Consider the following 24547-nt stretch of genomic DNA (forward strand, 5'->3'; position numbering starts at 1 on the left):
CGCCTGCGCCTGCTCTGTCAGGCGCTACCCCATTGCCGCCAGCATCAGGTCCAGGTTCTGCACCGCCGCGCCGGAGGCGCCCTTGCCCAGGTTGTCGAACACCGCGGTCAAGAGCACCTGGCCATGCTGCTCGTTGCCATAGACCGCCAGCCGCAGATCATTGGTGCCGTTGAGCGCCTGGGGATCCAGATGCGTGTGCGCCGCGGCTTCCTGGCGGTTCACAACCTGTACATGCGTCGTGCCAGCGTAGTGCCGTTGCAGGCAGTCATGCAATTGCTGGCTGGTCACGCCCGCCGGCAGCAAGCGTAGTTGCAGCGGAATCGTCAGCACGATGCCCTGGCGGAACGCGCCGTACGCGGGCACGAACACGGGACGTTGCGCCAGGCCCGCATGCGCTTCGATTTCCGGCGTGTGCTTGTGCGCCAAACCCAGTCCGTACAGCTGGAACGCCGGACCTTTCGCGCCGTCCGGCCCTTCATAGGCGTCCACGCTGGCGCGGCCACCTCCCGAATAGCCCGACACCGCATGCACCACGGCCGGGTAGTCGGCAGGCACCAGCCCGGCCTGGATCAAGGGGCGCAGCAAGGCGATGGCGCCCGTCGGGTAGCAGCCCGGATTGCTGACGCGCTTGGCATGGGCGATCAGGTCCGCCTGCCCCGCGTCCATCTCGGGAAATCCGTACACCCAGCCGGGTGTGGTGCGATGCGCCGAGCTGGCGTCGATCACCCGCACCTTCGGGTTCACGACGGACGCCGCGGCCTGGCGGGCTGGCTCGTCTGGCAGGCACAGGATGGCCACGTCGCTGGCGTTGATGGCTTCGGCGCGGCGTTGCGGGTCCTTGCGCTCGGCCTCGGGCAGCGTCAGCAGGCGCAGGTCGGTGCGGCCGTTCAGGCGTTCGTGGATCTGCAGGCCGGTCGTGCCTTGGTCGCCGTCGATAAAGACAAGAGGATGGGTCATGACGTGCTCCGTCCCGGTCGGGAGGTGGGGTTGTGGCGGGCGCCGTCGCTGGCAATCCCAGCGGGGCAAGTCCGTATCATCGATCCGCAGGCAACATAAGAAAAGTCGAATATCATGATCATTGGATTCATCTTTTCTGAACGATAAAGCCATGCGCGAAATCAGCCTGGACCGCTTGCGCACCCTGGTGGCGATTGCCGATCTGGGGTCTTTCGCGGATGCCGCCCGCGCCCTGCACCTGGCGCCCCCTACCGTCAGCCTGCACGTGGCCGACCTTGAAGCCCGCATCGGCGCGCCGCTCTTGACCCGCAAGCGCGGCCAGGTGCGGCCCACCACCATCGGCGAGACCCTGCTGGAGCGCGCGCGCCGCCTGCTGGCCGAAGCCGACCAGGCCTTGGACGACGTGCAGCGCCAGGTGCAGGGCCTGTCCGGCCGTGTACGGCTGGGCGCCTCTACCGGCGCCATCGCCCACCTGCTGCCGCAAGCCCTGGAAACACTGGGCCGCCACCACCCCGGCATCGACGTGCAGGTCGCCGTGCTGACCTCTCAGGAAACCTTGCAACGCCTGCATGACGGCACACTCGATGTGGGGCTGGTGGCGTTGCCGCAACCGCCCATCGACGGGCTGGTGCTCAAGCCCTGGCGCCGCGATCCGGTCATGGCGTTCCTGCCCGCCGGCTGGCCGGCACCGGCGCGCGTCACGCCGGCCTGGCTGGCAGACCGCCCGCTGATCCTGAACGACGCCACCACGCGGCTCTCGCGCCAGACCGGCGAATGGTTCGCCGGCGCCGGCCTGAACCCGCGTGCCCGCATCCAGCTGAACTACAACGACGCCATCAAAAGCCTGGTGGCCGCCGGCTACGGCGCCACGCTGCTGCCGCACGAGGCGACCGCGCCGCAACCCGACCCGCGCATCATCATGCGCCCGTTACGCCCCGCACTGTGGCGCCCGCTGGGCATCGCGCACCGCGCGGAAAAGGTGGAACAGGCGACCCGCCACGTACTGGACGTGCTGTGGGAACTACGCGCCGCAAACGGCGGATGAACCCCTCAAGCCGCGCGGCGGAAGTACGCCGTGCGCGCCGTTTCATCGCGCAGCCGGCGCGCACGCGAGCGAAACAGGTCCTTGCGGCCCACGATGCCCAGCAAACGGCCCGTGGCCCGGTCCACGATCGGCACGCGTCCGACGCCTGACAACGCCATGCGGTCCGCGATCCGGCTGGCCAGTTCGTCGGGATAACCGATCACCTGCTCGCGTCCGACCAGCATCTGCGCCAGGGTGCGGGAATCGTCCTGCGCATTCAGCGCCCACGCCAGCGAGTCGGCGCGCGTGACCTCGCCCACCACGACGCCTTGCGCGTCCACCACCGGATAGCTGGTGTGCACGGGTTGCAGCGTCGTGAAGTGTGCGACGGCCTGCGCCACCGTCGCGGTGTCCGGCAGCGTGGCGACGGCCTGCGTCATGATGGCCGACACCCGCACCAGGTCGAACGGGTCCACATGGTATTCGCGGCTGATGTGATGGCCGCGGCGCGCGATCTTCTCCGTCAGGATCGACCGTTTCAACAGCAAGACCGTCACGCCATACGCGAAGACGCAAGCGGCCAGCACCGGCAGCAGCGCCCCCATATCGCCGGTCAGTTCGACCGCGAACAGCGTGGCGGTCAACGGCGCGCGCATGGTGCCGCCCATCATCGCGGCCATGCCCAGCAAGGCCCAGAAACCGGCGTCCGCCTGCGGCAGCCAGGGCGTGGCCAATGCGCCCAGCGCGCCGCCGAAGATGAGCAACGGCGCCAGCACCCCGCCCGACGTGCCCGACCCCAGGGCGATAGACCAGATCGCCACTTTCACCACCAGCAGCAGCAACACCGCCTGGAACGCCAGGTCGCCCGCCAGCAGGTGGCGGATGTTGTCATAGCCCACGCCCAGCGCGGCGGGGTCGATCAAGCCGCCGATGCCGATCGCCAGGCCGCCAATGGCCGGCCACCACATCCAGTGCAGAGGCAGTTTTTCAAACAGGTCTTCGGCCGCATACACCAACGTCGTCAGCACGCCCGAGCCCAACCCCGCCAATACGCCCACCGCCGCGCAGGCCACAAGATGCCACGGGGTGAACGACAAGGCGCCCGCATAGGCGAAGACCGGTCCGGCGTCCAGCGCGAAGGCGCGCGTAGCCGCCGCCACCAAGGCCGCCATTGCCACGGGCAGGAAGCTGCGCGGCTTCCATTCGAACAGCAGCAGCTCGACAGCCAGCAACACAGCAGCCAGCGGCGTCGCGAAGATGGCCGTCATGCCCGCGGCGGCGCCGGCCACCAGCAAGGTCTTGCGTTCGGCGTCGTCCAGGTGGATGGTCTGCGCCAGCAAGGAGCCAATGGCGCCGCCCGTCATGATGATGGGCCCTTCAGCACCGAACGGCCCGCCGGTCCCGATCGACACCGCGGACGACACGGGCTTCAGGATCGCGACCTTGGGCTGGATCCGGCTCTTGCCGATCAGGATGGCCTCCATGGCTTCCGGAATGCCATGCCCGCGGATCTTCTCGGACCCGAAGCGCGCCATCAGCCCGATGATCAAGCAGCCCGCGACCGGAATGAAAACCGAGCCCCAGCCCAACGCCCCGGTCGTGATGGGCAAGTCGGCGAACGAGAAGCGGCCGTGATACGCCAGATTGGTACACAGGGAGATCAGGCGCAGCAAGGCCCAGGCGGCGGCCACGCTGGCCAGGCCGACGGGAATGGCCAACGCCATCAACAGGACGACGCGGCGGTCGGTGGTGAAATCGCCCAGGCGGGTGGACGCTTGGGCGGACGATGGCGCTGATGCGGCCGGGGCTGATGCGGGAGGGGTGTGCATAGGCGAAACGGAAGTTCTGGAAAAAAGCGGGAATACAGCGGGAATACAGGGAGGGATGCGACAAAAAAACGCCGGCGTTTGCGCCAGGTCATTTATATCGTATCACGACATATATTAGAATCGGCTCGTGAAAACGTCTCCGTCCCCCACTCCGCTGTCGCCCGCCGATTACGAATTGCTGGCCGACTTCCGTTACGCATTGCGCACCTTCGCCGCCTTCAGCGAAGGCGCCGCCGCTGAATTGGCGCTGACCCCGCAACAGCACCAGACGCTGCTGGCCATCAAGGGCACCCGCAAGAGCCCGGCCGGGCGGCGCGGCCTGTATGTGGGCGAAATCGCCGACCGCCTGCTGATCCGCCCGCACACGGCGGCCGAACTGGTGGGCCGGCTGGCCCGCCTGGATCTGGTCAGCCGCGAGGCCGATCCCGAGGACGGCCGCCGCGTCGAGGTCGTGCTGACCCCCAAAGCCGAGCGCGTGCTCGAAAGCCTGTCCGCATCGCATCTGGAAGAATTGCGTGCGATGCGGCCCCTGCTCGCCCGCTTGCTGACACGCATCGGCGACGAAGCCGCCTGATCGCGGCACGCGGGCTTGAATCGGGGGCCGTCCGCCGTCGCGTGATAAATTGTCGTCCCGCGACATATTTGAAGCACGCGAGGAGATCGTTTTGGGTGTGGCAATCAAGCGCTGGCTGAGCTCGTTCGCGCCAGCGCCCGTCGGCGTCAACCGGCGCGAGAAGCTGTATGGCGTCCTGGGCGCGCTGGTGGGACTGTTCTGCACGGAATGGGTGGGCCGCCACGCGCTGGGCAGCGCCAACCCCTGGTTCATCGCCCCGATGGGGGCATCGGCCGTGCTGCTGTTCGCCGCGCCTGCCAGCCCGCTGGCCCAACCCTGGTCCATCCTGGCGGGCAATCTGGTGTCGGCCCTGATCGGGGTGTTCTGCGCGCAGATGATTCCCGTGCCTGGCGTGGCGGCCGCCGTGGCGGTGGCCCTGGCCATCGGCGCCATGTTCAGCCTGCGGTGCCTGCATCCCCCCAGCGGCGCGGTGGCGCTGACTGCCGTGCTGGGCGGGCCGTCCGTCGCCAGCCTGGGTTATGGCTTCGCGCTGTGGCCGGTGGGGCTGAACTCCCTGATCCTGCTGTGCATCGCCGTGGCGTTCAATGGCGCGCTCAAGCGCAACTACCCCCGGCGCCACGCCGATCCGGCCCCCGGCCACCACACCCGCGACGCGGCGCCCAGCGCCAGGCTGGGCTTCAGCCGCGCCGACCTGGACGAAGCCCTGTCCCAGCGCGGCGAACTGCTGGACATCAGCAAGGAAGACCTGGAAGACATCGTGCTGGCTGCCGAACTGCGCGCCAGCCTGCGGCGCTTCGGCGACGTGTCCTGTGCGGACGTCATGTCGCGCGATGTCGTCACGGTGCAGGAACAGGATCCGCTGGACTACGCGATCCGCCTGTTCGACAAGCACCGGCTGCAAGCGCTGCCCGTGCTGGATTCCGCCGGCCGCTACGCCGGCATGCTGGCGCAGGCTGACGTGCTGGCGCGCAAGAGCCGGCTCGTGACCGCCACGGTCGACGGCGTTCCCGCCCTGGATCTGCTGGTGGCCGACTGCATGCGCAGCGAAGTCCCCTTCGCCACGCCCGGCCTGCCGGTGATCGAATTGGCGCGCCCAATGTCCGACAGCCTGCACTGCGTGCCGGTGCTGGATGCCTCGCGCACCTTGCACGGCCTGATCACGCAGTCCGACCTGGTGGCCGCGCTATACCAGATGGCGGTATCGGCCAGTTCGCAGGCCGCTGCGGGCGCAGACCCCGGCAAGCGCGTCGCCTGAGCCCTCCGTAGCCCTACGGATTCCTGTCCGCACTGGCCGCAAGGCATAATTTCAGGCGTGAATCCCCTATCGCGCACGCGCGCCCTCTTCTGCTGGCTCATCCTGTTCTGCCTGGGCGCCGCCTGGATCGCCCGCCAGGAATACGTCGACCAATACGACCGCTTCTTCCAGAGCACCAGCATCGCCCAGCGCATGTTGAGCCAGAAGACGGTCCAGCACGAAGCCGTGCTGGCTACGCTGGCGGCGCTGTCGCACCCGCCCGCGCCTGAACGACTGTACCCCAGCCTGCAACCGGCCTTGCCGCAGTTGCTGGGCCTGGGCTATCTGGCCGACGGCGCCTGGGCCGGCAGCCTGGCCGCGCCGCCGGGCCTGTCCGACGCACTGGAGCGCGCACGCCAGTTGGGGCGGCCCGTCGTCTTGCCGGAGGACCCCGCCCGGTATTGGTTGATTTCGCCATCCAGCTGGAGCCTGCTGCTGGATGCCCGCCAGTTGGTACCCGCCGCCGACTTTCCGCCGGGCCTCGCCAACCTGAGCCTGACCGTGGACCAGACGGCGCTGCCGCTGCTGGACAAGCAGCCGGACGACGCGCCGGGCTTGACGATGACGCTGCAAAAGCCGCTGGGCGCGGCCAGCCAGCCCTTCCAGATGCGCAGCACGCGCACGTTGACGCCGGATGCCTGGCCCTGGACGGCCTGGCTGGCGTGGGCCGTGGCCAGTGCCTTGCTGATGGCCGGCGCCGCGGCCTGGCAACGTTCACGCGCCGACGCGCGCCGCCAACAGGAACAGGCACGGCTGGCGGCGATGGCGCGCTTGAGCACGCTGGGCGAAATGGCCGCCGGCATCGCCCATGAATTGAACCAGCCGCTGACCGCCATCCTGGCGCACACCCGCGCCGCCGGACGCCTGCTGGACGACGAAGAAGAGCGCCCCGCTGTGCGTCACGCCTTGCTGGCCAGTTCGGAACAGGCCAAACGCGCCGCGGACATCATCAGCCGCATGCGCGCGCTGGTGCAACCCAGTTCGCCCGCGCGGCGCGAAGCGCTGGACCCGGATGCGCTGGTGGCGTCCTTGCGGTTCCTGCGTGAACCGGATCTGGCCCGCCAAGGCATCCGCATCACCTGGCACAACGCCAGCCCCGGCGCCCGGCCGCTGGGCGACCGCGTGGCGCTGGAGCAGATCCTGCACAACCTGGTCCAGAACGCGGCGGATGCGCTGGCTGACACCGACGGCCCGCGCCACATCCAGATCGAAGGCCGCGCCGAGGGCGAGGAATACCTGTTCACCGTCAGCGACACCGGCCCCGGCATCGCGGCCGATGCGTTGCCGCGGTTGTTCGCGCCGTTCTACACCACACGCCCGCAAGGCATGGGCCTCGGGCTGGCCCTGTGCGATACGCTGGCCGGCTCCATGGACGGCCGCGTCGCCGCCCGCAACCTCGCCCCCGCCGGCGCCTGTTTCACCGTCAGCCTGCCACGCTCGGGAACCCCCGCATGACCACCCCAGACGCCCACACCCACGCGCTTTCCCCCCAGGTCTATCTGGTTGACGACGACGACGCCGTGCGCGATGGGCTGGCGCTGCTGTTGCGCAGCGTCGGCCTGCGCAGCACCGGTTTCGGCGACCCGCTCGCCTTCCTCGCGCAGCTGTCCCCGAGCGCCATCGGCTGCGTGGTGCTGGACATTCGCATGCCCGGCATCAGCGGGCTGGACGTGCTGAGCCGGCTGGCCGAGCAATCGGACTTGCCCGTGGTCATGCTGACGGGTCACGCCAACGTGGACCTGTGCCGCCGCGCCTTCAAGGGCGGCGCCATGGAATTCCTGCAAAAGCCGGTGGATGACGACGTGTTCCTGGATGCGGTGCAGACCGCCGTCCGCACCCACATCGCCAGCCGCGAACGCTTGGCCGTGACCCAGGCCGCCGCCGAACGCCTGGCACGGCTGTCGGGACGCGAGCACGAGGTACTGGAACGCATCGTGCAGGGCATGAGCAACAAGGAAATCGCGCGCGAGTTCGACCTGTCGCCGCGCACCGTGGAAACCTACCGCGCCAACGTCTTCGCCAAGCTGGAAGCCGATTCGCTGGCGCAGCTGATCCGCCAATACGCCACCTTGCTGGACTAGCCGCCGCGTAGCGCCCTCCGTAGCGCTACGGAGAGGCCCGCGTATTCGGGCGTATACCGCCCGGCGCGCGTTTTGGCCACACTGACTGCTCCTACCGAATGTTCCCGAAAAGGACGCAGACCATGAACCGTTTCACGCTTGCCACCTTGATCTCCACCCTGGCTTTTGCCGGCGCCGCCAACGCCGCCGTGCTGAGCGAAAGCAATCTGTCGATGGCCGATGCGCAGAAGCTTGCCACCGCCACCGTCGCCGCCTGCCAGGCCAAGGGCTACAACGTGAGCGCCTCGGTCGTGGACCGCGCCGGCCTGCTCAAGGCCTTTGCCCGCGCCGACAACGCCGGTCCGCACACCATCGAAGCCAGCCGCGCCAAGGCCTTCACCGCCGTGTCCGCCAAGACCCCGACGTTGACCATGATGGAAAACGCGCAGAAGAACCCGGGTGCGGCCAACCTGACCGACATCCCCGGATTCCTGCTGTTGGGCGGCGGCGTGCCGGTCAAGGCCGGCACCGCGGTCATCGGCGCGATCGGCGTGGCCGGCGCCCCCGGCGGCAACCTGGATGCCCAGTGTGCCGACACCGTGCTGGAAGAAAACGCCGCGATGTTCAAATAATGCGTGGCTGGGCGGGCGCCCGGACGACCCGCAGCCCCGCCCAGATTCCCGCAAAGCAGGCCGCGCCGAAGACCCAGCCAGACAGCGCACCTGCCATCACCCCGGACAGCAGCGTGCCCACGGTGCATCCCAGCGCCGTCATGCCGCCCCAGCCCATCAGCACCCCGCCCGCAAAATTGCGGGCGATGTCTTTCACGGACGGCAATTTGGGCCGGAACGCGCCGGCCGCCAAGGCCGCCGCCCACGCCCCCGCCACCAGCGCCAGCACGAACACGCCGTTGTTCGACAGCAGCATGCGCTTGACCACAGTTGCGCAGCCGGCGAACGTGTCTAACCCTTCCAGCCGGTCCGGCAGCCAGCCCGTGCCTGCCGCAGCCGTGCGCGCCAAGCTGCCCAATTCGGCCGTCACGCCCAAGGGCGCAATGCGCAGATAGGCAATGACACCGATGAAGCCCACCAGGATGCCGCCCACCGCGGGCGGCCAGCGGTCTCGAAATACCGACTGCCAGGGCGAGACGCCCGCATCAGCCGCACGTAGCTGCGCCCCGCCGCGACGGATCACGGCCCAGCCAATCACCGCCAGCAGCGCGCCCTGCAGCAGCAGCGTGCCGCCATAGCCCAGGCGCTGCGGCAGCCACACCACCGGCGCCTCCTGGATCAACGCCAGATAGAGCGCGTTCCACGTTGCAAAGCCCAGCACGAAGCCCACACCCGCGCCCAGCAAGGCAAACGGAGAGGCCAGCGCGCCTTCGCCCAGCCGGTAGAAATGCGCGCTGATGCAAGAGCCGGATACGCGCATCCCGACGCCAAAGACAAAGGCCCCCGCCACCAGCGCCAGGCTGACCGGGCCGATGTGCGCGCCCGGCGGCAGGCGCGCAGGCGAAGGCACGGGCAGGAACGCGCCGAACACCGCGTGATAGCCCAGCGTGCCTACGCCCAGCGCAATCAGCACCGCGAACATGCCCGACGTTTCTCTTTTGTCGATGAAGTCCCGCGCGATGCAATAGAAGCAGAAGCGCGAGCGTTGCAGCACGATGCCGAACGCCGCGCCCAACAAGACGGACAAGGACAGGTTGCGCCCGCCCTCGGGCAAGGGCGCCAACAGCCACGCCGCCACGAAAACGGCCGCCATCACCGTGGCGGCCGACACCACACGTAGGGTGCTCACTCAGGTCTTACCCCACACCGTGCCCGACGGGTTGCTGATCGGTGACCCGACGCTGTTGCCGTATTCCGTCCACGAGCCGTCATAGTTGCGCACGTCATAGCCCAGCAGCTTGCGCAGCGCAAACCACGAATGGCTGGACCGTTCGCCGATGCGGCAATATGTGATGATGGGCTTGGTGCCATCCACGCCTGCGGCCTGGTAGATCGCTTTCAGTTCGTCCGCCGACTTGAACGTGCCGTCTTCGGCCACCAGCTTGCTCCACGTGACGTTCACCGCCCCCGGCACGTGGCCGGCGCGCACCGCCAGTTCCGGCACGCCGTTGGGCGCAAAGATCTTGCCGTTGTATTCGTCGGCCGAGCGGATGTCGACCAGCACGCCGTCCTTGTCCTTGCGGGCCACGGCCAAGACGTCCTGCAGGTGCGCGCGCAGCGCCGCGTTGGGCTGCTTGATCTGCGCGGTGCCGGCCGCCTGGATCTTGGCGCTATTGGACAGGGGCCGGCCTTCGGCCTCCCATTTCTTGCGTCCGCCGTCCAGGATCTTCACGTTGTCGATGCCGTAGATGTCGAAGATCCACGCGCCCCAGGCCGCGAACCAATTGTTGTTGTCGCCGTACAGGATGGTCGTCGTGTCGGGGTTGATGCCGGAGCGCGCCAGCAACGCCTGGAACTGCTTGGGCGGGGCAATGTCGCGGTTCACGGTGTCGACCAGATCCGTATGCCAGCTGACGTTCGCCGCGCCCGGGATATGGCCGCGTTCGTACAGGCCCGGGTTCACGCTCACCTCCACCACCCGCACCTTCGGATCGTTCAGGTTCTTTTCCAGCCACTCGGTCGTGACCAGGTACTTGGCATGTTGCGCCGTCGCCGGAAAGGCGATGAAAGTGGCTAGCGCGGCAAAAGTGCCGACCAGCAGCTTGCGTGGGGACATCGGATTCTCCTGAATTCGGCTACTGGGCGAGCCGTTTGAATCCGGACGATATCGGCTTGCCCGCCGCAGGCGAACGACATTGTTTTCATATTCTGATTACTTATTCAGCTTACAGTCAGGTGAAATCGACGCCATGCGACACTGCTGGACATTGCCGACCCTGAACCTCCGCCAATGCCCCTGCCACCCTCCTCTGCGTTGCTGGACGACATCCTTCGCGCCGTCCCCCGCCGCTACCGTGTTCCCGAGACGCTGGACGAGGTGGCAACGATGCTGAACGGCGGTTCATCGACCGCACTTGCTGTCACGGTGGAACAAGCCCGCCTGGCGCTGGCCGCCGGGACGGCGCCCGAAGCGGCGACCAAGCAAGGATTCATCCAGGCGCTGGCAAGGTTGATCCATGAAGCGATGCGGACAGAAGGCGGGGACCCCGCCTTCCAGGCCATCGTGCTGCGGCACGGGGCGCCGCAAGTGCGCGAATTCGCACATCTGTCCACCACGGCCGATCAGGACCGCCGCCAGATCCATGCCGCCGTCAATGGGATCGCGCACCCCGCCAAGCTGCAGCGCATGGCGCCGAGCCAGGACCGGGACGCTCTGGCGGCGCTGCAGGCCGCCTCGGCCTCGGCGTCGTGGACGGCGCTGTCCGAGGCCGCACAGCGGCTTCGCGCCATGCAGGAGAAAACCGTGGAGCCCGCCGTGCAACGCGCGCTGGCCCGCCTGCTTGACGATCCGGCCCTGGCACGCTTGCAACGCCTGGACGTCCTGGCGCCGGATGGACAGGTGCGGCAATACCAGTCCCTATGGGACCGCCACGGCCCGCGCTCCGGCAGCCAGACCGCGGCGGCCCAAGGCTGCGCCGCACAGCGTCGAGGCGCGGCCGTAGAAGCCTTGGCCACAGAGGCACTGGGCGCCCTGTCCCAACGACTGAACGAAGCCGAAGGCGCGCCGCTGCCCTACCGCGTGGTGACGTCGATGCTGGTGCCGGCATCGATACCCGCCAGCGCCGAACGCGCCAAGAGCGAGTGGGACGCCGTCCTGCTGCGCCAGACGCGCACGGACGCCGCCACGCCCGTATGGGATGTCTGTCTGTTGCTTGAAGCGAAGGCGTCCATCGACGCGGCAACAGCGGATCTGCCGCGCTTGCAGCGGGGCTTGCGCCTGCTTGCACACGCCGACGACAACGCCGTCTATCCGTTCCAGACCCGACAAGGCGTGGTGCATCTGCGCGGCGCATCGCTCAGGGCGCTGCCGGCCGATTCGCCCGATCTGGCGAACACGGTGCTTTATTGCTGCGATGCGCCCGCCGAGACCGCGCCGCGCCTGCTTAGCGCGGCCAGCCGGATGCAATTGCTCTCTGCGCCGGCCAGCGTGGCCTACGCGTGCCGGTTGGCGGACAAGCAGCAGCCCGATCCCGACGCGCTGGAATCGGTCTGGAGACAATTGCTGGAGTCGCCCCAATGGGCGCCCGTGCTTCACCAGTATCCGATGCTGCGTCAGGTCCGAGCCTTGATGGTGCATGTGGATGACCTGTTGGCAGCGGTCTAGCGGCCCCGGCCGTCCACCACCCGTCACGCCACGCCTTTTCCAATTCCGTCCAGCGCACGGATCTCCGCGTCCGGCAGCGCCAGCTTCGCTGCGGCCAGGTTCTCGCGCAGATGGGCCACCGACGACGTACCCGGGATGACCAGAATGTTGGGCGCGCGCTGCAGCAGCCATGCAATCGCCACTTGCATCGGCGTCGCCCCCACGCGTTGCGCAACGTCCGTGAGCGTGGCGGATTGGAGCGGGCTGAAACCGCCCAGCGGAAAATACGGCACATAGGCGATGCCATCCTGCGCCAGCGCGTCGATCAGCGCGTCGTCATGCCGATGCGCCAAGTTGTACTGGTTCTGCACGCAGACGATCTCGCAAAGCGCACGCCCTTCCTGGACTTGCTTGGCAGTCACGTTGCTCAGGCCGATGTGCCGGACCAGGCCGCGCTGCTGAAGCTTCACCAGCGCCGACAAGGGCCCTGCGATCGAGCCTTCCTCCGGCCCGTGCACGCCGAACATGATGCGCAGATTCACGACGTCCAGCACGTCCAGCCCCAGATTGCGCAGATTGTCCTCGACCGCGCGTTCCAACTCTGCCGCGCCATCGGCGCGTATCCACGACGCGTCTTCACCCCGGCGGGCCCCGATCTTGGTGACCAGCACCAGATCGTCCGGGTATGGCGACAGCGCCTCACGGATGATCTGATTGGTGACGTGGGGCCCGTAGAAGTCGCTGGTGTCGATATGGTTGACGCCATGGGCCACGGCCTCCCGCAGCACGGCCAGCGCCGCGTTGCGGTCGCGCGGCGGACCGAAAACACCGGGCCCGGCCAGTTGCATCGCGCCGTAACCCAGGCGCTTGACCTGCCGGGTTCCCAGCGCGTAAATGTCTTGGTCCTTGTCTTCCTGGTGTAGCGGGGCCATGTCGGATCTCCTGGGCGAAACGCACAGATTAGTCCTTTCCGCAGCCTTGGATAATCAGGCAAAAATGGCCTTGACGCACAGCGTGCGTCAAGGCCATCCCGTTCGATCCGCTCCTGCTCAGGCCGCCGCGATCAGCCGAATGCCGCCGCTGCCTTCCCGTTCCAGCTGCGCGACCAGCCCCAGCTCCCAATCCAGGTATTCGCGGAACCCCTGGTCCCGCGCCGACAGGTCGTCAAACAGATACGGGCTGATGCTTTGGTCGTCGTCGCCGGTCAGCACGCCCTGCGCGCCCTTGGCAAGTTCCAGGCCCTGCGCCTTCCAGGCCCGCGTACCGCCCAGCAGGTACTGCACCGGGCGCTTGCTGCGCCAGGCCAATTCGGCCGCCACGGCGCTGGCCAGCACGCCGTCCGACGACGCCACCACGACGGTGCGCTGGTCGTCCGGTGACAGGAATTCCGCCAGCCGGTCCGGCGCTGCGAAACGCGCGCCGGGCACATGGCCGCGTTCATAGGCCACGCGCGACTCCACGTCGAACACGATGGCCTCGTCCACGTCGAGCGCGGCACGCAGCGCCTCTGCGCGCAGGCCCGGGGCGTCCGGCCGATGACGCAGCACCCGCCGCGGCTCGGGGCCGCTTTGCACGGGCGCCAGCGCGGACGGTTGATACAGATAGACCTCGACCGCGCCCAATTGCGCCAACCAGGCGCCGGTGGTCAGCGCGCGCACGCCGTCCCAATCCGCCAGCACGACGCGTGCGCGGCGGGTCGCCAGGTACTCGTCGGTCGCCTGCACCAGTTGCCCGCCCGGCGCCCAGCGCCAGCCTTCCAGATGCCCGGTCTCGTATTCCTCGCGGGTGCGTACGTCGAACTTGTAGAGCGTGCGCGTCGCCTGCTCCGCCTCGAACGCCGCGAGCGTCGCCGCGTCGATGTACCCGATGCCGGCGCGTTGCGCCACGTCGCGGGCCTGTTCGCGCGCAGCGGCCAACGCGGCTTCGCCCGGCTCCGGCAAGGCCGCGTGGCGGCCATAAGCCAGTTCCCGGCCCGACAGCAGCCATTCCATCGTGCCGTTGCGCAAGGAGGCGACACGGTTCGGGATGCCGGCGTCGATCAGCGTCTGCGCGCCGACGATGCTGCGGGTGCGGCCGGCGCAGTTGACCACCACAAAGGTCTTGGGATCGGGCGCCAGCTCGCGGATGCGGTAGACCAGTTCCGCCCCCGGCAGGCTGTGCGAGAACGGCAGCGTGAAGTTGTGGAATTCCTCAGGCGTGCGGCTGTCGACCACGACGATATCGTCGCCGCGCGCCACGCGCTCGTGCAGTTCCTCGACGTCGATCCAGGGCGTGTGCTTCTCATGTTCGATGACCTCGCCGAACGCCTTGCTGGGCACATTCGTGCCCGAGAACAGCTCCAGGCCCGCACGCTCCCAGCCGTCCGTCCCGCCGGCCAGCACCGACACGTCGGTCCAGCCCAGGCGGGTCAGCTTGGCCGCAGCCTGATGGGCCTGGGTTTCGTCGTCGTCCACCAGCACGATGCGGGTGTCGCGGCGCGGCACCAGTCGGTCGGCCAGCAGTTCCAGTCGCCACAGGGGCGCCGGCACGGCATACAGCAGATGGCGGCGGGCATAGCGGCCGGCCTCACGCACGTCCAGCACGGCGATCTCGGCCTCGCCACGCAGTTCGTCCTGCAATTCTTGCGGCGACAGGCGCGCGTGATAGATGGCTGCGGGCGGCGAAAACGTCCGGTACGTGCCGCCCGCGGTGCTTTCGAACACCACGCGGCCGTGCAGCCGGTCCAGCGCCAGGCCATAGAAGTGCAGATGCGCGCCAGGCTCGTCGCCGACCAATTCGATGGTGTGCACGTCGCCGGGGCCCAGCACGATCGAACTGCCGGGGCCGACGTCCACGCGCCGCACATGGGTCAAGGTATCGCGCAGCGGATCCTGGCTGGAGGCGCGCGCATAGACCTCGTTGCGCTCGTTGCCGTTCACCCCGGCGATGATGGCCCACGTCGTATGGTCATGCGGCGGCTGTGCCTTGCCCGGTTCGCCCAGCGACAGGTACAGCGCATAGCCGCCGTCGATGTTCTCGGCCAGACGATAGATCGAGGTCGGGCGGCCCGGCACGACGGCAAAGGCATCGGCGGAAAACAGGTCGCGGCGTTGCCCCAGCGCTTCCAGCAGCGTCGCTACCTGAGCCAGTTGCGCGGGCGTGGCTTGCGCCGCATCGGGCGCCAGTTGCCGGACCTGGGCGATGAAGGCGCGCACGGCCTGTGCGCGTTCGGTGTGCTTGCTGAGGGCCGGCGCGGCCGTTTGGGCAGAGGTGCTCATGGGATGACCTGGACTTCCTGTAATGAAGAGAAGTCCAGGCTACGTGCGCGCCCCGGACGGGACAACGTAGAAATGCGTCTATGGATATGCGGCGCGCGGTTCGGCCCGGCGTCAGCCCTCGCCCTTCAACTCGCGGTCCACGACTTCGCGCGTCAGTGTCGGCACGAACATCTCGATGAAATGGAAGGCGTAACCGCGCAGCCAGGCGCCCCGGCGGATGGCCAGGCGCGTCAGGTTGATCTCGAACAAGTGGCGTGCATCGATGGCGGTCAGGCGGGTGTCGCGTTCGGCGTCCCAGGCCACCGCGGCCACGATGCCCACGCCCAGTTCCAGTTCCACATACGTCTTGATCACGTCCGCGTCCATCGCGGTCATCACGATGTCGGGCGTGATGCCTGCCCGGGCGAAAGCCTCGTCGATATGGGCGCGCCCGGTATAGCCGCGCCCATACGTGATGAGCGGATAGCGCGACAGCTGCGACAGGCTGACGCCGTCATGCTCGCGCTCCAGCGGGTGGCCGCGCGGCACGATGATGCTGTGGCTCCATCGGTAGCAAGGCAGGTTCACGAGCCCGGGATAGTCCGCCACGGCCTCGGTCGCCACGCCGATATCGGCCTCGCCTTCCAGCAGCATTTCAGACACCTGCTTGGGCGAGCCCTGATGCAGATGCAGCACCACGTCGGGATAGCGCTGCCGGAATTCCTTGATGACGGGCGGTAACGCGTAGCGCGCCTGCGAATGCGTGGCCGCGATCGACAGCACGCCCTTGCGGCTGTCGGCGTATTCCGCGCCCGCATGCCGGATGTTGTCGGCGCATTGCAGGATCTGCTCCACCAGCGGCAGGATCAGCTCACCGGGCGGCGTCAAACCGATCAGCCGCTTGCCCGAGCGCACGAAGATGTCGACACCCACCTCTTCTTCCAGCTCGCGTATCTGGCGGCTGACGCCGGGCTGGGACGTATGCAGGCTTTCGGAAACATCGGTCAGGTTGAAGTCCTGGCGCACGGCTTCGCGCACCGACCGCAGTTGCTGGAAATTCATCGCGCGCCTTCAGCCCAGAAAGGCCAGTTGATTGCCTGACGGATCTTTCACGTACATGACGCGCGGCTGCGCGTCGGGCAGCGAACAGACAGGGTGATGCCCCGCCTGGCGCAAGCGCGCCAGGATCTCGTCGTAGGCAGGGGTATTGATGGCCAGGTAATCGGGTTTGACGGCCCGGCTGACTTCCGCCACAGGCGACAGCGACAAGGTCGCTCCGCCCAGCGAAAAAAGCAGGCGCTGGTCGTCGGCACCCGCCACCTCTTCCAGGCCGATCACGCGGTGATAGAAATCCCGGACCGCTTCCGTCCGGCGCGACAAGAACGGAAGCTGTACCGATTCAATCGAAAGAAATGGAGTCATGCCCTGCTGCCAGCCATGGAACAAGGCAAATTCTAGTACCCGGGGGTACAACCGGACAAAGAGGTTGTAATTGCTTCTACATAGCCAGAAACCCTAAAGCGCAAGGCTTATTTGCATATGCCTCACGCGCTGCGGCGCAGTGCGTCGCGGGTGGCGGCGAAGGCGCGATCCAGATCGCCGATCAGGTCCAATGGGCTTTCCAGGCCGATGTGCAGGCGCACAACGGAGGGTTTGCCCGCGCCCTGTTGCCAGAAGCTGTGTTCGGCCAGACGCTCGGGCGAAGCCTCCAGCGCCAGGCTTTCATAGCCGCCCCAGGACGCGCCGATGGAAAAGTACTGCAACGCATCGATGAAGCGCGATGCGGCCGTCGGATCCGGGTTGCTGAAGGCGAACGACACCAGGCCGCTTGCGCCGCTGAAGTCGCGCCGCCACAGCGCATGGCCCGGGTCTTGCGCCAGTGCCGGGTAGTAGACGCGCGCCACGTCCGCGTGCCGCGCCAGGTATTCGGCCACGGCCAGCGCATTCGTTTGATGACGCGCCAGCCGCACGTCCAGCGTGCGCAGGCCCCGCAAGGTCAGATAGGCGTCGTCCGCGCCCACTGACAGGCCCAGCGCGTCGTACGTCACGCCGATCTTCTGCGCCAGTTCCGCGCTGTCGACGGTGACCACCCCCATCATCACGTCCGAATGGCCGGCCAGGTATTTGGTGGCCGCCTGGATCGAGATGTTCGCGCCCAGCGCCAGCGGCTGGTAGTACAGGCCGCCGCTCCAGGTATTGTCGGCCGCGACCAGCACGCCATGGCGCCGCGCCGTGGCGGCCAGCGCGGGCAGGTCCAGCACTTCGAACAGCAGTGAACTGGGGGACTCCAGATACAGCAGCCGCGTGTTGGCCCGGATGCGCGATTCCAGCGCATCCTGCGCGGGTGAGAAATATTCGACCTCGATGCCGTAGCGTTGCAGCAGCGACTTGTCGACCTTGCGCACGGGCGAATAGACGCTATCGGCCACCAGCGCATGGTCGCCCGGCGCCAACGTCGCCAACAGCACCAGCGCAATCGCCGACAGGCCGGACGGCGCCAGCACGGTCCGGTAGCCGCCTTCCAGCGAGGCCACCGCTTCCTCCAGCGCCTGGTGGGTATCCAGGCCGTGACGCCCGTATGTCGCCACGCGATCGCCCGCGGCGCGCTGCTTGTTCAGGGCGGCATGGGTGGCGGTATCGGCAAAGCGCACGGTGCTGGTGCGCACCACCGGCACGTTCACCGGACCCGACCCGCCCTTCAGTTCGGGCGACCCGGCATGCACCAGCCGGGTCTGCACTTGTGCGTGGTCGAGGCTCATGCGCGCACCTCTTGGCCGGGCTTCATCTGGGTGGCGTTGTAGTTCAGGATCTGACCGGTGGCCAGGTCGATGCCGATGCGCCCCGACAATGTTTCCAGCGGCTGCCCGTAAAGGTGGAAATGCAGCGTCGGCGTGTCGCCGGTGACGTGAATGCTATGGATGTCGTCGGCCAGGAACGACACGGACTGCCCGGGTTGCACCACCACCTCGCGCACCTGCTCCAGCGTGGCGCGCCCTTCCTGCGAGCCGTCGTCGCTACGGCGGTACACGCGATTCAGTTCCTGACCGGACAGCGCCACGATGGCGGCCCAGGTCGTATGGTTATGCGGCAACGTGGTCTTGCCCGGATTGATCGAATTCAGATACAGCGCCGGCACGCCCGGCGCATCGTCCGGGTTCAGCCGGTAGCGGGTGGACGCGCCCACGCCCTGCCCGGTTGCGGGTGGCGGGAAGTCGGACACGGGAAACAGTTCCTGGCGTTGCGCCAGTTGCTCCAGGCGCGCGGTCACCGCGGCCAGGCCCTCTCGGGTGACGGGGCCGTCGCCCAGCAGGTGTTGGATATCGGACAGCGCCGCTTGCACCTGCTGGCGGCGTTCTTTGGAAATTGCGGATTCAGTGCTCATGGTCAGACTCCAGTGGGGATCACACCGCCAGGCGCAGCGGATCGAATGTCAGGTAGCTTGCAATAGGGTCAGGCGACGATTGGCGGGCCACGGCGGCACCGGACGACCGTTGCAGGAAGGCCCGCGTGCGTTCGCTTTGCGGCGAACCGAAGATGCGCGACGGGGGCCCGGATTCCACGATGCGGCCCGCCTCGGTGAAGTACACGGTGTCGCTGACCTCTTCGGCAAAACGCATCTCATGCGTCACCAGCATGCAGGTCAGACCGTCCTGCACCAGGTCGCGGATCACGGTCAGCACCTCCCCCACCATCTCCGGATCCAGCGCGGACGTCACCTCGTCGAACAGGATCAGCTCGGGTTGCAGCGTCAACGCGCGCGCAATGGCCACCCGCTGCTGCTGGCCGCCCGACAGCTCGCCCGGATAGGCGCGTTCCTTGTGGTCCATGCGCACCTTGGCCAGCAGTTCGCGTGCACGCGCCTCCGCCTGGGCCCGCGGCTGCCCGCCCACCTTGATGGGCGATATCACCAGGTTTTCCAGCACGCTCAGGTGCGGGAACAGGTTGTATTGCTGGAAGACGAAACCCACGCGCTTGCGCAGCGCGATGAAGTCCGATTCCGTCTTCAGCCCGTCCACTCGCACATCGCCCACATGGATCGTGCCGCGCTGCGGACGCAGCAGTCCGGTGATGCAGCGCAAGATCGTCGATTTGCCCGATCCGGACGGCCCGATGATGGACACGGCCTGCCCCTGCTTGACCTCGACGTCGATGCCCTTGAGCACCTCGGTGTCGCCAAAAGCCAGGTGGACGTCGCGCAGGCTGACCAGCGGTGAAATATCAATAATGCTCATGGCGTCGTTCCAGATACCGCGTCCAACGCGCGATGGGATAGCAATAGGCGAAGAAAAGCGCCAATAGCGTGAAATAGACCAGGATGGTGAAGTCGCTGCGGGCGACGGTGTTGCTGGCGACAGTGGCCGTGTCGACCAGGTCGTGCACGCCCACCAGCGAGGCGAGCGACGTGCTCATGGTGATGCTGGCCATCAGGTTCATCCAGGACGGCAGCATCCGCCGCACGCACTGCGGCAACACGATCATCCGGAAGATCTGCGTGCGCTTGAACGCCAGCGACTGCGCGGCCTCCCATTGCGCGCTGGGAATCGACTGGATCGCGCCACGGAAGATCTCGGCCACGTTGGCGCTGGCAGGCAACCCCAAACCGATCACGACCTTGATCCAGTCCGGAAACGGCAGATACCACCCCGCCAGGTTCACCTCGAACGGGAACACATAGGTCGTGAAATACACCAGCACCAGGATGGGCGCGTTGCGAAACAGCAGCACGTAGGCCCGCGTCAGGCGCCGCAGCAGGCGCGACGGCGACAGGGACAGCGCACCCACCACCAGCCCGACCAGGGTGCCCAGCGCCATCGCCAGCACGCTGATCTGGATGTTCATCCCCAGCCCGCGCAGCAACGCCGGCGACCAATGCCACAGCGCCTGCACGGCGGCGGGCGTGGTGCCGGTCGCCGCCCACACGACGCCCAGCGCCACCAGCGCCAGCAACAGCCCGAACCACGGGTCGCGCAGCAAGGCGGGCAGGAAGCGTCCGGAGGCCTGCGCGCGGCCGGCCTGCAATGCAAGATCATTGGCCATAGCCGGGCATCCTCAAACGGTCTTCCAGCCAGCGCCCCGCCACGCTGACCAGCCAGGTCAGCAAGCCGAAATACAGCAGGATCAGCAGCAGCAGCTCCAGCACGTTGTCGCGGTGCGACCAGATCATGATGGACTCATAGGTCACGTCGCCCACCGCGATGGCCGAGGCGATGGCGGTCATCTTCACCAGGTCCACCAGATTGTTGACCAGTGCCGGCAAGGCAAAGCGCACCGCCAGCGGCAGCTGCACCTGCGTCAGGATCTGCCGCCGCGAGAACGCCAGCGACCGCGCGGCTTCCATCGTCACCTGCGGCACGGCCTCGATCCCTGCGCGCAGGGCTTCCGCATGGAACACGCCCTTGTGCAAGGCCACCACGATCACCACCCACGCAAACGGGGTGATCGGATTGCCGCCGCCCAGCTTCTGCGTGATCAGCATGTTCAGCACCAGGAACGCGCAGTACAGCTGCACCAGCGTGGGCGTGTTGCGGGTAACTTCCACGAAGGCCTGCAAGGGCCGCGCCAGCCACGGCCGGCCGCTGGTCAGCGCGGCCGCGATCAGCACGCCGAACAGCAGGCTGACCGGAATGGTCCAGGCGCACAGCTGCAGCGTCACCAGCAGGCCGTGCCCAAACGCCGACAGTTCGCCCGGATCCTGCACAAAGCTGTAGTTCAGGCCCAGGGGCTTGAAGAACGCCACCCAGGCATGCAACACCGAATCGATCATGCGGCGGCCTCCAGCGTCTGCGGCAGGGCCAAAGCCGCCACCGCCCGGCCGATGCGTTCCAGCGCCGCGTCGATATTGGCGTCGGACGCGGCGAACGACAGGCGCAGGTACGGCGACAAGCCGTACGCCGCGCCGCGCACCACCGCCACGCCCTCGGATTCCAGCAGCCAGTCCACCACGTCGCCATCGTCTTCGATGCGCCGGCCGTCGGGGCGCGATGCACCGATCAGCCCGCCCACGCCGACCCAGGCGAAGAACGATCCCTGCGGCGCGTGCACCTGCACGCCGGGCACGGCGGCCAGGCCGTTCACGACCCGTTGGGCACGGCGTTCATAGGCTTTGCGGGCGGTATCGACGAAGCCGTCCGCCGCGCCTTGCAAGGCCGCCAATGCGGCCGCCTGGCCCAGCGAGCTGGGGCCGGAAGACACCTGCGACTGCACCGCTTCCAGCGCATGGATCAAGGCCGCTGGGCCCGTGCCCCAGCCGATCCGCCACCCGGTCATGGCATAGGCCTTGGACACGCCGTTGACGACCAGCGTGCGGCCAGCCAGGTCGGGCGCGGCGCGCAACAGGTGCGCGGGCGGCTCGCCGAACCAGATCTCTTCGTACATCTCGTCCCACAGCACCAGCACATGCGGCGCGGCGCGCAGCACCTGCTCCAGCGCCCGCAATTCGTCGGCGGTATAGACCGCGCCGGTCGGGTTGCTGGGCGAGTTCAGGATCAGCCACTTGGTGCGTGGCGTGATCGCCTCGCGCAATGCGTCGGGCGTCAGCTTGAAACCATCTTCGGCTTGCGTGGCGACGATCACCGGCACGCCGCCGTTGATGCGCACCGCGTCGGGGAACGTCGGCCAGTACGGGGCCGGAACGATGACCTCGTCGCCGTCGTCCAGGGTGGCGTTCAAGGCCAGGTAGATCACCTGCTTGCCGCCATTGGAAATGATGACGTTGGACGCATCGACCTCCAGTCCGTGCCGCTCGCGGTAGCCGTCCGCGACGGCGCGGCGCAATGCCGCCGTGCCCGCGGTGGGGGTGTACTTGGTCTGGCCGCGCTCCAGCGCGGCGCTGGCGGCATCCTTGATCGGGGCCGGGGTATCGAAATCGGGCTCACCCGAGGTCAGCACGATGATCGAGCGGCCCTCGGCCGCCAGGCGCGCGGCGCGGGCGCCGGCCGCGGCAATGGGCGACAGCTCGGCGCTGCGGGCACGGCGGGACAACACGCCGGGAAACAGGGTTTCGGTCATGACAGTACCTTTCCGGGATTCATCAGGTTCAATGGGTCCAGCGCCTGCTTGATACGGCGCATCAGGGCCAGTTCCAGCGGGCTCTTGTAACGGGGCAGCGTGTCGCGCTTGACCTGGCCGATGCCGTGTTCGGCGCTGATCGACCCGCCCTGCGCGTGCGCCTGCGCATGCACGAGGTCGTGGATGCGGTCTTCCAGTTCGAACAGATGGCGCACGGGCCGCAAGGGGTCGTGCGACACGTTGTAGTGCAGGTTGCCGTCGCCCAGATGGCCGAACGCCATCGGCCGCAGCCCCGGGTCCAACGCGCGCAATGCGTCGGCGGCGCCGCGCAGGAATGCGGGCACGCGCGAGATCGGCACCGAGATGTCGTGCTTGACGTTGCCGCCGTCGCGCGCCTGCGCCAGCCCGATCGCCTCGTCGCGCAGGCGCCAGAAGGCCGCCGACTGCTGCAGGTTGTGCGCGATCACCGCATCCGCCAGCAGGCCGGACTCCAACGCCTCCTGCCCCAGCCGCAACAAGGCGGCGCCTGCCCCGTCGGGCGTTTCCGACGCCGCCTCCAGCAAGGCGTACCAGGGCTGGCCCAAGCCCGGCAGCGGCTGGGGCTGTTCGGGCACATGGCTGGCCACCAGGTCCAGCACGGGCTGACTGATCACTTCAAAACCCGTCAACGCCGCGCCCAGGCGCTGACGCGCCAACGAAAGAAAGGCCAATGCCGCGTCGATGGACGGAAAGCCGACAAACGCACTGCCCTGCCCGCCCGGCAATGGATACAGCTTGAGCGTGGCCGCGGTGATGACACCCAGCGTGCCCTCGCTGCCGATATACAGGTCCCGCAGCGAATAGCCGGTGTTGTCCTTGCGCAGGCCGCGCAGTCCGTTCCAGATTTCGCCTTCGGCGGTCACGACCTCCAGCCCCAACGTCAGTTCCCGGGTATTGCCGTAGCGCAGCACCTGCGTACCGCCCGCGTTGGTGGACAGGTTGCCGCCAATGGTGCAACTGCCTTCCGACCCCAGGCTCAGCGGGAACAGGCGGTTGGCCTGGCGCGCGGCCGCTTGCACGGCGGCCAGCACACAGCCAGCCTGGACCGTGATGGTGTCGTTGTCGGTATCCAGCGCCAGCACACGGTTCAGACGGCCCAGCGACAGCAGCACGGCCTGCCCGCCCGCGTCGGGCGTGGCGCCGCCCATCAAGCCGGTATTGCCGCCCTGCGGCACGACCGGCACGCCCGCCGCGCGGCACAAGCGCAACACCGCCGCCACTTCCTCGGCATCCGCCGGGCGCGCCACGGCCAGCGCCTGCCCGTGCAGGCGGCCGCGCTGGTCCGTCAGATACGGCGCGGCGTCAGCGCCTGTCCACACCCATTCCTGCCCCAGCCTGGCACGCAAGGCGGCCAGCAGGGAATCGGCGACGCCGGCCGTCATGGCTTGGCCTGCGCCTCGGGCGGCGCGCTGTCGAATTTGCCGGTTTGCGCCTGCGCGGTCGCCTGCTTCAGATAGTCCGCCGGCACGCCATAGCGGTCGGCCTCCTTGACCAGCAGGCCCGTCTTCAGCCAGTCCTGGATCACGCCGTCGACAAAGGCGCGCGTATCGGCCTCGTTGCGGCGGGTCCAGATGACCGTCGGCGACGGGATCAACTGGTCGGAAGTGGCCAGTTCAAAGTCGTTCCACTCCTTACCGTTCGGGCCGTGCAAGGTCTCATACAGCGCCGGCTGGATGTGCACCGACGCGTCGCAGCTGCCGCCCTTGAGCGCCAGCAGCGACTCGGGGATGTTGCGCAATCCCTTGACCACCGCGCCATAGGTATCCTGCAAGGGCTTGGCGAAGTTGCTGCCTTGGGACACGCAGGCCACCTTGCCCTTCAGGTCTTCCCAGCGCTTGATGCCGCTTTGCTTGGACACCATCGCTGCGCCGCCCACCAGGTTATAGGGCGTGGGCGCGTAGCTCAGGATTTCGCTGCGCTCCTGCGTCCACTGGATGTTGGCGATCAACAGGTCGACCTTGCCGGCCTGCAGGAACTGCACGCGTGTGGACGCTGTAACCGGCACGGTCTCCAGCGTCACGCCCAGGCGCTTTGCGATGTCCGCGCCCAGTTCGGTCTGAAACCCGCCGACCTTTCCGGTCGCCGGATCCAGGACGCCGAACGGCGGACTGGCCCCGTCCACGCCGATCACGATCTTGCCGCGTTGCTTGACCTTGTCCAGCGTGGCGTCCGCCTGCGCGGCACTGCTGGCCAATCCGGTCAGGGCGGCCAAGGCAACGGCGGCGGCCGTCTTCCATCCTGTTGTCTTCATGCTGATGTGCTTCATTTCTGC

The 24547-nt window shown here is 67.8% G+C and carries 23 protein-coding genes; 7 read left to right on the plus strand and 16 right to left on the minus strand.

Going from position 1 to position 24547, the window contains the following annotated elements; genetic code table 11:
- Positions 1–24: 24 nt before the first annotated feature.
- Positions 25–957 carry an N-acetyl-gamma-glutamyl-phosphate reductase gene (argC, locus tag AC3WMU_RS07385; protein WP_492282098.1) on the minus strand — a complete coding sequence of 311 codons (933 nt, stop codon included), beginning with the start codon at positions 955–957 and terminating at the stop codon, positions 25–27.
- A gap of 151 nt (positions 958–1108) precedes the next feature.
- Here argC and AC3WMU_RS07390 point away from each other — a divergent pair, with 151 nt between their 5' ends.
- Complete coding sequence (locus AC3WMU_RS07390; protein WP_088588100.1) at positions 1109–2002, plus strand: LysR family transcriptional regulator; 894 nt, start codon at positions 1109–1111, stop codon at positions 2000–2002.
- A 5-nt stretch (positions 2003–2007) separates the two neighbouring features.
- Here the strand turns inward: AC3WMU_RS07390 and AC3WMU_RS07395 are convergent, their stop codons facing one another.
- Positions 2008–3810, minus strand: a complete 1803-nt coding sequence (locus AC3WMU_RS07395) for a chloride channel protein (protein WP_492282099.1) — start codon at positions 3808–3810, stop codon at positions 2008–2010.
- Between the two features lie 127 nt (positions 3811–3937).
- Between AC3WMU_RS07395 and AC3WMU_RS07400 the strand changes: the two genes are divergently transcribed.
- The 5 genes from AC3WMU_RS07400 (at position 3938) to AC3WMU_RS07420 (ending at position 8370) form a co-directional block, all read left to right on the plus strand.
- Complete coding sequence (locus AC3WMU_RS07400; RefSeq protein WP_006223059.1) at positions 3938–4384, plus strand: MarR family winged helix-turn-helix transcriptional regulator; 447 nt, start codon at positions 3938–3940, stop codon at positions 4382–4384.
- 91 nt (positions 4385–4475) lie between these two features.
- A complete protein-coding gene (locus tag AC3WMU_RS07405) occupies positions 4476–5639 on the plus strand; it encodes an HPP family protein (protein ID WP_454676892.1) in 1164 nt (387 codons plus the stop codon).
- A gap of 57 nt (positions 5640–5696) precedes the next feature.
- On the plus strand, positions 5697–7133 hold the full coding sequence (locus tag AC3WMU_RS07410; protein WP_492282100.1) for a sensor histidine kinase: 1437 nt from the start codon (positions 5697–5699) through the stop codon (positions 7131–7133).
- The gene (locus AC3WMU_RS07415; RefSeq protein ID WP_006223062.1) at positions 7130–7759 is read left to right on the plus strand and encodes a response regulator transcription factor; all 630 of its coding nucleotides are present in this window, start codon (positions 7130–7132) and stop codon (positions 7757–7759) included. The genes AC3WMU_RS07410 and AC3WMU_RS07415 overlap by 4 nt, the downstream gene beginning before the upstream one ends.
- A 122-nt stretch (positions 7760–7881) precedes the next feature.
- Positions 7882–8370, plus strand: coding sequence for a GlcG/HbpS family heme-binding protein (locus AC3WMU_RS07420; protein ID WP_006223063.1), 489 nt, complete (start codon positions 7882–7884; stop codon positions 8368–8370).
- On the opposite strand, the gene AC3WMU_RS07425 is transcribed toward AC3WMU_RS07420, so the two are convergent.
- Both AC3WMU_RS07425 and AC3WMU_RS07430 read right to left on the minus strand, forming a co-directional pair.
- Positions 8363–9502: a YeeE/YedE family protein gene (locus tag AC3WMU_RS07425; protein ID WP_492282360.1), complete on the minus strand. Its 1140-nt coding sequence runs from the start codon at positions 9500–9502 to the stop codon at positions 8363–8365. The two genes, AC3WMU_RS07420 and AC3WMU_RS07425, sit on opposite strands and share 8 nt — an antisense overlap.
- A 36-nt stretch (positions 9503–9538) precedes the next feature.
- Positions 9539–10465: a sulfurtransferase gene (locus AC3WMU_RS07430; RefSeq protein WP_280027634.1), complete on the minus strand. Its 927-nt coding sequence runs from the start codon at positions 10463–10465 to the stop codon at positions 9539–9541.
- A 174-nt stretch (positions 10466–10639) separates the two neighbouring features.
- Between AC3WMU_RS07430 and AC3WMU_RS07435 the strand changes: the two genes are divergently transcribed.
- Positions 10640–12013: a 3-deoxy-D-arabino-heptulosonate 7-phosphate synthase gene (locus AC3WMU_RS07435; RefSeq protein WP_492282101.1), complete on the plus strand. Its 1374-nt coding sequence runs from the start codon at positions 10640–10642 to the stop codon at positions 12011–12013.
- A 23-nt stretch (positions 12014–12036) separates the two neighbouring features.
- Here AC3WMU_RS07435 and AC3WMU_RS07440 read toward each other — a convergent pair whose 3' ends face one another.
- The 12 genes from AC3WMU_RS07440 to AC3WMU_RS07495 form a co-directional block, all read right to left on the minus strand.
- Positions 12037–12924 carry an aldo/keto reductase family oxidoreductase gene (locus AC3WMU_RS07440; RefSeq protein ID WP_006223067.1) on the minus strand — a complete coding sequence of 296 codons (888 nt, stop codon included), beginning with the start codon at positions 12922–12924 and terminating at the stop codon, positions 12037–12039.
- Positions 12925–13041: 117 nt separating this feature from the next.
- A complete protein-coding gene (locus AC3WMU_RS07445) occupies positions 13042–15249 on the minus strand; it encodes a rhodanese-like domain-containing protein (RefSeq protein WP_492282102.1) in 2208 nt (735 codons plus the stop codon).
- A gap of 111 nt (positions 15250–15360) precedes the next feature.
- A complete protein-coding gene (locus AC3WMU_RS07450; protein WP_492282103.1) occupies positions 15361–16290 on the minus strand; it encodes a CysB family HTH-type transcriptional regulator in 930 nt (309 codons plus the stop codon).
- A gap of 9 nt (positions 16291–16299) precedes the next feature.
- Positions 16300–16650: a VOC family protein gene (locus AC3WMU_RS07455; protein WP_035212627.1), complete on the minus strand. Its 351-nt coding sequence runs from the start codon at positions 16648–16650 to the stop codon at positions 16300–16302.
- A gap of 122 nt (positions 16651–16772) precedes the next feature.
- Positions 16773–17987, minus strand: coding sequence for a cystathionine beta-lyase (metC, locus tag AC3WMU_RS07460; protein ID WP_492282104.1), 1215 nt, complete (start codon positions 17985–17987; stop codon positions 16773–16775).
- Positions 17984–18610 (minus strand): cysteine dioxygenase family protein, encoded by a 627-nt coding sequence (locus AC3WMU_RS07465; RefSeq protein ID WP_492282105.1) that lies wholly within the window; start codon positions 18608–18610, stop codon positions 17984–17986. Before AC3WMU_RS07465 ends, metC begins: the two co-directional genes overlap by 4 nt.
- 19 nt (positions 18611–18629) lie before the next feature.
- Positions 18630–19460, minus strand: coding sequence for an amino acid ABC transporter ATP-binding protein (locus tag AC3WMU_RS07470; protein ID WP_492282106.1), 831 nt, complete (start codon positions 19458–19460; stop codon positions 18630–18632).
- Positions 19447–20265 (minus strand): amino acid ABC transporter permease, encoded by an 819-nt coding sequence (locus AC3WMU_RS07475; protein ID WP_424626250.1) that lies wholly within the window; start codon positions 20263–20265, stop codon positions 19447–19449. The genes AC3WMU_RS07470 and AC3WMU_RS07475 overlap by 14 nt, the downstream gene beginning before the upstream one ends.
- Positions 20255–20992 (minus strand): amino acid ABC transporter permease, encoded by a 738-nt coding sequence (locus AC3WMU_RS07480; RefSeq protein ID WP_088588113.1) that lies wholly within the window; start codon positions 20990–20992, stop codon positions 20255–20257. Before AC3WMU_RS07480 ends, AC3WMU_RS07475 begins: the two co-directional genes overlap by 11 nt.
- Positions 20989–22236, minus strand: coding sequence for an aminotransferase class I/II-fold pyridoxal phosphate-dependent enzyme (locus AC3WMU_RS07485; RefSeq protein ID WP_492282107.1), 1248 nt, complete (start codon positions 22234–22236; stop codon positions 20989–20991). The genes AC3WMU_RS07480 and AC3WMU_RS07485 overlap by 4 nt, the downstream gene beginning before the upstream one ends.
- Positions 22233–23657: an FAD-binding oxidoreductase gene (locus AC3WMU_RS07490; protein ID WP_492282108.1), complete on the minus strand. Its 1425-nt coding sequence runs from the start codon at positions 23655–23657 to the stop codon at positions 22233–22235. Before AC3WMU_RS07490 ends, AC3WMU_RS07485 begins: the two co-directional genes overlap by 4 nt.
- A complete protein-coding gene (locus AC3WMU_RS07495; protein WP_006223078.1) occupies positions 23654–24541 on the minus strand; it encodes a transporter substrate-binding domain-containing protein in 888 nt (295 codons plus the stop codon). Before AC3WMU_RS07495 ends, AC3WMU_RS07490 begins: the two co-directional genes overlap by 4 nt.
- Positions 24542–24547 lie beyond the last annotated feature (6 nt).

This window comes from Achromobacter sp. FW305-C-13 (assembly GCF_058783475.1).

Coding starts and splice junctions, on each gene's coding strand:
- argC (WP_492282098.1), bottom strand. CDS start 957: ATGACCCATCCTCTTGTCTTTATCGACGGCGACCAAGGCACGACCGGC.
- AC3WMU_RS07390 (WP_088588100.1), top strand. CDS start 1,109: ATGCGCGAAATCAGCCTGGACCGCTTGCGCACCCTGGTGGCGATTGCC.
- AC3WMU_RS07395 (WP_492282099.1), bottom strand. CDS start 3,810: ATGCACACCCCTCCCGCATCAGCCCCGGCCGCATCAGCGCCATCGTCC.
- AC3WMU_RS07415 (WP_006223062.1), top strand. CDS start 7,130: ATGACCACCCCAGACGCCCACACCCACGCGCTTTCCCCCCAGGTCTAT.
- AC3WMU_RS07420 (WP_006223063.1), top strand. CDS start 7,882: ATGAACCGTTTCACGCTTGCCACCTTGATCTCCACCCTGGCTTTTGCC.
- AC3WMU_RS07425 (WP_492282360.1), bottom strand. CDS start 9,502: ATGGCGGCCGTTTTCGTGGCGGCGTGGCTGTTGGCGCCCTTGCCCGAG.
- AC3WMU_RS07430 (WP_280027634.1), bottom strand. CDS start 10,465: ATGTCCCCACGCAAGCTGCTGGTCGGCACTTTTGCCGCGCTAGCCACT.
- AC3WMU_RS07435 (WP_492282101.1), top strand. CDS start 10,640: ATGCCCCTGCCACCCTCCTCTGCGTTGCTGGACGACATCCTTCGCGCC.
- AC3WMU_RS07440 (WP_006223067.1), bottom strand. CDS start 12,924: ATGGCCCCGCTACACCAGGAAGACAAGGACCAAGACATTTACGCGCTG.
- AC3WMU_RS07445 (WP_492282102.1), bottom strand. CDS start 15,249: ATGAGCACCTCTGCCCAAACGGCCGCGCCGGCCCTCAGCAAGCACACC.
- AC3WMU_RS07450 (WP_492282103.1), bottom strand. CDS start 16,290: ATGAATTTCCAGCAACTGCGGTCGGTGCGCGAAGCCGTGCGCCAGGAC.
- AC3WMU_RS07455 (WP_035212627.1), bottom strand. CDS start 16,650: ATGACTCCATTTCTTTCGATTGAATCGGTACAGCTTCCGTTCTTGTCG.
- metC (WP_492282104.1), bottom strand. CDS start 17,987: ATGAGCCTCGACCACGCACAAGTGCAGACCCGGCTGGTGCATGCCGGG.
- AC3WMU_RS07465 (WP_492282105.1), bottom strand. CDS start 18,610: ATGAGCACTGAATCCGCAATTTCCAAAGAACGCCGCCAGCAGGTGCAA.
- AC3WMU_RS07470 (WP_492282106.1), bottom strand. CDS start 19,460: ATGAGCATTATTGATATTTCACCGCTGGTCAGCCTGCGCGACGTCCAC.
- AC3WMU_RS07475 (WP_424626250.1), bottom strand. CDS start 20,265: ATGGCCAATGATCTTGCATTGCAGGCCGGCCGCGCGCAGGCCTCCGGA.
- AC3WMU_RS07480 (WP_088588113.1), bottom strand. CDS start 20,992: ATGATCGATTCGGTGTTGCATGCCTGGGTGGCGTTCTTCAAGCCCCTG.
- AC3WMU_RS07485 (WP_492282107.1), bottom strand. CDS start 22,236: ATGACCGAAACCCTGTTTCCCGGCGTGTTGTCCCGCCGTGCCCGCAGC.
- AC3WMU_RS07490 (WP_492282108.1), bottom strand. CDS start 23,657: ATGACGGCCGGCGTCGCCGATTCCCTGCTGGCCGCCTTGCGTGCCAGG.
- AC3WMU_RS07495 (WP_006223078.1), bottom strand. CDS start 24,541: ATGAAGCACATCAGCATGAAGACAACAGGATGGAAGACGGCCGCCGCC.